Annotated in this window: 6 protein-coding genes; all 6 read left to right on the top strand. The window is 61.3% G+C overall.

Annotation, left to right across the window (positions count from 1 at the left end; all coding sequences use genetic code 11):
* On the top strand, positions 1–283 hold a 283-nt coding region (locus tag AAF358_26535; protein MEM7709134.1), incomplete at its 5' end, for a hypothetical protein.
* A gap of 197 nt (positions 284–480) precedes the next feature.
* Positions 481–2,685: a tetratricopeptide repeat protein gene (locus AAF358_26530; GenBank protein MEM7709133.1), complete on the top strand. Its 2,205-nt coding sequence runs from the start codon at positions 481–483 to the stop codon at positions 2,683–2,685.
* Positions 2,686–2,839: 154 nt separating this feature from the next.
* On the top strand, positions 2,840–3,157 hold the full coding sequence (locus AAF358_26525; protein MEM7709132.1) for a hypothetical protein: 318 nt from the start codon (positions 2,840–2,842) through the stop codon (positions 3,155–3,157).
* Positions 3,147–4,340 carry a hypothetical protein gene (locus AAF358_26520; GenBank protein MEM7709131.1) on the top strand — a complete coding sequence of 398 codons (1,194 nt, stop codon included), beginning with the start codon at positions 3,147–3,149 and terminating at the stop codon, positions 4,338–4,340. The genes AAF358_26525 and AAF358_26520 overlap by 11 nt, the downstream gene beginning before the upstream one ends.
* Positions 4,337–5,524 (top strand): hypothetical protein, encoded by a 1,188-nt coding sequence (locus AAF358_26515; protein ID MEM7709130.1) that lies wholly within the window; start codon positions 4,337–4,339, stop codon positions 5,522–5,524. The genes AAF358_26520 and AAF358_26515 overlap by 4 nt, the downstream gene beginning before the upstream one ends.
* Positions 5,521–6,690, top strand: coding sequence for a hypothetical protein (locus AAF358_26510; GenBank protein MEM7709129.1), 1,170 nt, complete (start codon positions 5,521–5,523; stop codon positions 6,688–6,690). The genes AAF358_26515 and AAF358_26510 overlap by 4 nt, the downstream gene beginning before the upstream one ends.
* Positions 6,691–6,921: the final 231 nt, after the last annotated feature.

The raw sequence follows: 6,921 nt of genomic DNA, 5'->3' as shown, positions 1-6,921 counted from the left end.
TGTCACTATGAGATTACTCATCGCCGCGATGCTGCTTGCTTACGTCTCGTTTGCCGGGGCCACGATTGAAGGCACTTTCTGGGACCCTCGATTCAACGGCGAGGGGTGGACCATCGAGTCCCAGAACGATCTGGCATTTCTGAGTTTAAGGGGCCAGGACCAAGTGCCAGGTTGGTCGGGTGAAGATGTGCTTGATCGAACCTGGCACCTGGCACCTGGCACCTGGCACCTGGCACCTGGTACTGGCATCTGGCAGTCGGCCCCTGGCTTTCTGACTGATTAGCAAATCGATTGAACGGCAAGTAGCGGAGCCTCTCGCGCTGCCGAGGTCGCGTCAGTGGGTGTGTTGCGGAAACTGCTGGAGCGACCACCGGTCCCAGCCCGGGTATCGATGATCTAGACAGCGACTCGCCTACCATCAATACTGGAAAGGTTTCGCGGCGGGAGTGCAAACCGACCGGCATGCCGGAGCCGATGAGAATGAACGCCGATCTGGTGATCGGTGGCGTGAGCGTAGACCTTACCGAGGGACTACTGAGCAGTTCCCTGGGGGAAGCGCGCCTGGAACCCAAGGTTGCGGCCGTCCTGGCCGTGCTGGCAAAAAACCCCGGCGAAATGGTATCTCGTGAGCAGCTCCATGAATCGGTGTGGGGCGAAACGCTGGTCAGTGACGATGCTCTGGCCAGGTGCATCTATCAGATTCGGAGTGAGCTGTCCGCCTTGCGCGTCCCGCCCGGCGACGACCCGCTGATCGAAACTCTGCGCAAACGCGGGTACCGACTCCGTCTTCCGGTAACTGAAACGGAGACTCCCTACTCGCCACGGCAGACCGGTGGGCCGATTCAGCGTAGACGTTTTCCCGCTATCGCGGCGCTGGTCGTCGTGTTGTTAGGAATCGCAATGGCCCTGCTTCTCGACGCGCGGCGAGCGCCCGTGACAACCCAGGTCTCGGCCATCGCCGTTCTGCCATTTCTGAACCTCACTGGAGACCCCGGCCTTGAGTACATCGCAGACGGATTCAGCGAGCAGCTCTCCCATCATCTGGCGAACGTGAAGGATCTGCGGGTGGCCGCGAGAACCTCGGCTTTTTTTTTCAAGGATCGCGCCGTCGAGATTCCTGATATCGCTCGCCAGCTTGAGGTTGGAGCGCTGGTAGAAGGCAGCATTCGTATCCAGGGTGAGGAGATCCGGGTGACTGTTCAGCTTGTGCGCGACGACGGTTTTCACCTGTGGTCGCGGGAATATGACCGGCAGCTGATCGACACGGTCAGCCTCCAAAGCGAGATTTCAGACCAGGTGCTGGCGGAACTGGGGTTTGCGCAGGCGGTCAGCCTCCCGGCCAGATCGCTAACCTCCAGCTACCGCGCCCAGGATCTCAACCTGCGCGGTCGCTACGCCATGGCGAAACAGGACTATGACGGCGCCGTCGAGCTGTTCCAGGCCGCAGTCTCGGAAGACCCGGACTACGCTTTGGCGTACACGGGCATCGCCGACGCGCTGAGCCTGAAACAGTGGCGCAGCGTGGTGAGACTGACGGACGACAACCAGACCGCAAAAGCCGCTATTGACCAGGCGATGGTCCTGTCACCCAACCTGGCAGAGGCCCACGCGTCAGAGGGGCTTTTTTTTCTGGCGCGCAAAGAGTATGCGGAAGCCGAACCGCCTCTAAGAAAAGCCCTCAGTCTCAATCCCAACTACGTCAACGCCGCCAACTGGCTAGGGCTGAGCCTGGTGTATCAAAACCGATTCGCCGAGGCCAGCGAGGCCTATGCGGTGGCTCAACGTCTGAACCCCATGGATTTGTCGACCAACAGAAACTTAGGCGCAAACCTGCTCCTGTCGGGACGGTTTGAAGGTGGCATGACCTATATGAAACGGGTTCACGAGCAGCAGCCGGAATCGGTTCAAACGGTTGAAATGATCGCTCATTGGCAGAGTTCATTTGGGGATTTCGACGAGGCTCTTCGCTGGGCCGAAGTCGGCCTGAAGATCGAGCCGGACAATGCAAGGCTGAATGCCTTGAAGGGCAGTGCGCTATATCACCTCGGTCGGTGGGATTCGGCCCTGGAGGCTGTCGATAGAGCCCGCGAAGAGGCTTCTGACGACAACGCTGTCCTGGAAACCACTTTGGCCCTAGCTTTCGCGTCGAGCCCAGACAGAAATTTTCAGAGCATACTGAAGCACGGGCTTGAACGTACAAATCCTGACCAACCGGTTTTCGGACGCGCCTGGGTGCTGCTGCGCTGGGAAATGATGGACGCCCTGGCCCGGCAGCGACCGGACCGTGCGCTGTCACTGGCAGACCGCGCAGGAGCCACAGCGGCGGAGAAGTGTGGCGCGTTCGGCAGTCCGGGGCCAAGAATCTATCGCGCAGCGGCGTTCACCCTGCTCGGCCAGACCGACCGTGCCCAGACCGACCTTCAGACCTGTCTGGAACAAGTACAGCAGGTGATCGACAACGGCGGTGAGTATCCGTTGCTATTCTTCCGGCTTGCCACAACGCAGCTTGTGGCAGGGCTGGACCGCGAGGCCGCGCAGACCCTGGAGCGGGCCATTGACCTGGGCTGGCGTCACTATTACACCGTAGTCCATGACCCGCTGTGGCGCGAAGCGGCCGCTACCGAACCCTTTAGAACTCTCCTCAAGTCGATCGCGCCGGACACCCGAGCGGCAGGTCATCCGTAGACTTAGCCGACTTGCCCACGGACGCCGGGTAAACCATACGTCCGCCACAAACTGAGACCTTGTATTGCTCCGTCAGCGAACCATCAATTAAAAATCAAGCTGCCATCAGGCAACGACAGCAACCTCGGGCGACAATCATCGCATGGGAACGCACATGCAGATTGTCCGAATTCGCGGCACTTTTCGCAGCAACTCACGGGTTTCGGGCGCGTTTTTCACTCTGCTACTGCTGCTGATCGGCAGCGGAAGCGGCGACGCTCAGATATCGGGTGGCCCATTCGAGATGCGCCGTAGCGTAATGGCGGGAGGCGGAGGACTCTCGACCGGAGGTGAATTCGCACTTGAGGGAACGATCGCACAGCCGGTCGTCGGCACGAGCTTTGACGGGCCTTACGAACTATCAGGGGGGTTCTGGCAAGGAGATTCGTCAAGTCGCCCGGTGCTGATTTTTCGGGACTCCTATGAAGGCTAACCGGATCGCGCTGCTGCTGGGCTTGCTGGCCGTCTGCCTGGGCGACGGCGATCTGCGAGCACAAGGCAGTGTCTATCAGGCAGAGCTCTGGTTTAACGATCAGCCGGCGGCAGGCGCCTTCGACTTTCGCATCGGCCTGTATGACGTCGCGGAGGGTGGAACGCCGCTGGCTAATGACGAACTATTCGTCGACCAGATCGTCACCGGCGGCATCATCTATCTCCCCATCGACTTCGGCGGCGCTCTCTACGCCGATCTGGAATCGTGGCTGTCCGTTCAGGTACGACCCAGCGGGCAGGCCCTGTTCACGCAGCTCACGCCCCGTTGGCAGGTGCCGGCTACGTCGCAGAGTGCGCTGGCGCTGCGCCTGGAACCCGATGCGGTCTCGACCGCCGCCATTGTGGACGGCTCGGTGACCAGCGACGACCTGGCCGACGCGGCGGTCGGCGCTGCGCAGGTCGCCACTGGCGCGGTCGAGACTCGCCACCTCGCTGCCGGCGCTGTTTCGAATAACAACATTGCCGCTGGCGCCGTCGCATCTTCCAGGCTTGACGACGCTTCGGTGGGCGCCGCTGAGCTGGCTTCTGCAACTCTGGGCGCACGCGAGATCGGCGACGGCGCCGTGGGCGGCAGCGAAATCGCACCTTCCGCCATAGGCACCGGTGCGTTGGCTGACGGCGCCGTAAGCACCCGCAGCCTGGTGGCCGGCGAAGTGGGGGCAGAGGAAACCGTGCGCGACCATATTGCCGCCGGTGCGGTGACGCAGGACAAGATTGCTGCCGGCGCGGTCGGCAGCCAACAGATCAACAGCAGTGAAGTCCAGCGTCGCCTCGGTGCGGCTTGCAGCAACCGGCAGGGCGTCCGGGCGGTTTCTTCCACCGGCGCTCTCACCTGCGCGACGGACCGCCGCGGTCTCTATGATTTAGGTACACCCGTGGCATCGCTTCTGGCTTTCTCCTCCGGAAACGGCAGCCAGACCCGAATTGTCGGTTCCACCGCCACCCATTTGTGCCAGCTCGCCTACGTGCAGGTTAAAGACGTCGACAACTCGGCGGAGGTCGCGGCCTGCGCACTCTTTCCAGGTGCGTCGGGCAACTGGATCCTTGAGGCCTTCGTCACGCCGGGTCGAGACGCCACGGCATTCTGCGAGGCCATCTGTCAATCTCTGCAGGTCGACCCATGAGCATCCGTTTTGAGTCCGCCACACTAATTCTGCTCGTTGTGTCTTCGACGTTGCTTGGCTCCGGGGTTGGCGCCACCGAGACCCGATTCACCTACCAGGGTCGCCTCAGTGCCAACGGCGCGCCCTTGGAACAACCGGTCGACGTTCGCTTCGAGATCTACGATGAGGCTGTGGGAGGTGTCCTGCTCGCGGAGCCTCGAACACAGCAGGTCGACATTGCCAGCGGCATCTTTTCAGTTGAACTGGATTTTGGACCGGCGATCGTTGGCGCCCAGGTCTGGCTGCAGGTTGCACCTCGTGGCCTTTCGACCGGCGATTTCACCCCGCTTTTACCGCGACAGCAGGTTGTTGTGATGCCGTTGGCAGGAGCGACAGCTGCCGCGGCGCCGAACAGTGTGGGAACGACGCAGCTTGAAAGTGGCGCCGTCACCGCTGGGAAAATTGCCGCCGGCGCCGTTACTACGCGGACTCTCGCCACGGCAGCCATCACGAACGCCAAGTTGGGATCACAATCGGTCACGACGGCAACGATGCAGGCCGACTCCGTGCGCGAACCCCAGATTTCCCCATCGGCGGTACAGACCGTTAACCTGAAGGCCAATGCCGTCACCAACCCAGCGATTGCAAACGCAGCAGTTACCAGTAGCGAACTGCTCGACCGGGCCGTTGCGGGGCATCACGTTGCGGCTGGCACCGTCACCAGAACGCAGCTTGCGGCTGCCGTCGTCGGCAGCGCTGAATTGGCCGTCGGCGCGATCGGCAGCGCCGAACTGGCGAACGGCGCCGTGGGTGTCTCACAGGTCAAAACCTCAGAGGTCCAAGCCCGCATTCCTGGGTGTCAAGCGGGAGGCTACTTTCAAGGGCCGTTCCTGGACATAGGTTCCGTATGTCCTTCCGACGATCTCGGCATCACCGGTTTTGGCTCTCCGCTCGGGTATTCCGTTTCCAGCTTCAACAGCGGCGGCACCAACAGCGTGACCATGACAAACGCCTCGACGCACGTGTGCATTCTGTCCAAATATGACGTTCGGGACGTGGACAATGCACCGGTCGAGTTCGCTGCCTGCCGCGTGTCCGTGAGTGCGGGGGCATGGATACTCAGCGCTTCAACGCCGGTCGGTTCAGGTCTGGACGCAGACGCGCTCTGCGAGGCTTTGTGTTTTGAATTGGTGTACAGCCCATGATCATTTGCCGGCGGATGTCTTTGGGAATGCTGCTAGGCGGTGCCCTGGCGCTATGCCTTCAGTCCTCGGGCGTAGAAGCGCAAACCGAGTTTTCTTACCAGGGACGATTGCTGGCAGCAGGGAGCCCTGCAGAAGGAGCATTCGATTTCGAACTTTCTATTTATGACACTCCAAGCGCCGGTGACCGCCTGGCCGGCCCATTTGTATTCCTGGACCAGCCGGTTGACCGGGGGCGGCTGCGACTCACCGTTGACCTTGAGGCTCTGCCGCTGACCGACGGTGAGCAATGGATCGAGATTACCGTGCGCGGACCCGAGGACTCGACGCCTCACACACTGCTGCCACGCCAGCGACTGTTTGCGGTGCCCGTGGCCGGGCGCGCCATGATCGCCGGAACCGATTCGGTCGACGCCAATGCCATTTTCGACCGGTCCGTCACCTCAGCCAGGATTAGCCCTGGTTCGGTTGGTCCGACGCAACTCGCCGATGCCTCGATCAACACCGGGCAGCTCGCCGCTGGGGCGGTCACCAGCGGCAGTATCGCCCGGAGCGCGATCACCGATGCGCAGATCGCTGACGCGGCGGTCACCGGAGAGAAGATCAGCCGTGGCGCCGTCAACGCCACCGCGCTGGCGGAGAACAGCATCGATGCACGAGTGGTCGCCCCTCGGGCGGTAACAGAACCTAAGCTGGCGGACGACAGTATCGCCCGGACCCATATCGCGAGTGGCGCAGTCACTGGGGACCGGCTGGCGTCTTCGGCGGTCGTCACCTCCAGATTCCGTAACGGCTCGGTGGGCGCCGCCGAAATCAATTCGTCGGAGGTTCAGCGTCGGATATCCGGAACATGCAGCGGCGGGTTTATCCGCGAGATCAATGAAAACGGCGGTGTTACCTGCGAGCTCGATAACGTGGGCATTCTGGGCTTCGGTACCCCCGTCCAGTTTTTCGTGACCAGCAGCAACGGACAGGGTGCTGTCAATCAGGTGATCGGCGAACTAGACAATCAGTTCTGCATGCTGTCGTTGATCGAACTGACCGATGTGGACGGAAGCAATGAATTGGGCACGTGCCAGCTGGGCAATGCTGGCATCTGGGTACTACAGGCGGAAACCACCGGAGACGCGACAGCCACATGTGGAGCTGTCTGCCTTCCCTATCAATAGCTCCTCGTTATCTTGGGTAGGAAATGCCGCGGATTGGTGGTCCGACCTGGCACTTGGTCCTGGTCCCTGGATGTGTTCTACAATCAAAATAGCTGATGGAGGTGTCACTATGAGATTACTCATCGCCGCGATGCTGCTTGCTTACGTCTCGTTTGCCGGGGCCACGATTGAAGGCACTTTCTGGGACCCTCGATTCAACGGCGAGGGGTGGACCATCGAGTCCCAGAACGA

The organism is Pseudomonadota bacterium, assembly GCA_039033415.1.
GTDB lineage: Bacteria > Pseudomonadota > Gammaproteobacteria > Xanthomonadales > SZUA-38 > JANQOZ01.
This window is presented reverse-complemented; position numbering and strand designations above follow the sequence as displayed.

Coding starts and splice junctions, on each gene's coding strand:
- AAF358_26520 (MEM7709131.1), top strand. CDS start 3,147: ATGAAGGCTAACCGGATCGCGCTGCTGCTGGGCTTGCTGGCCGTCTGC.
- AAF358_26525 (MEM7709132.1), top strand. CDS start 2,840: ATGCAGATTGTCCGAATTCGCGGCACTTTTCGCAGCAACTCACGGGTT.
- AAF358_26515 (MEM7709130.1), top strand. CDS start 4,337: ATGAGCATCCGTTTTGAGTCCGCCACACTAATTCTGCTCGTTGTGTCT.
- AAF358_26530 (MEM7709133.1), top strand. CDS start 481: ATGAACGCCGATCTGGTGATCGGTGGCGTGAGCGTAGACCTTACCGAG.
- AAF358_26510 (MEM7709129.1), top strand. CDS start 5,521: ATGATCATTTGCCGGCGGATGTCTTTGGGAATGCTGCTAGGCGGTGCC.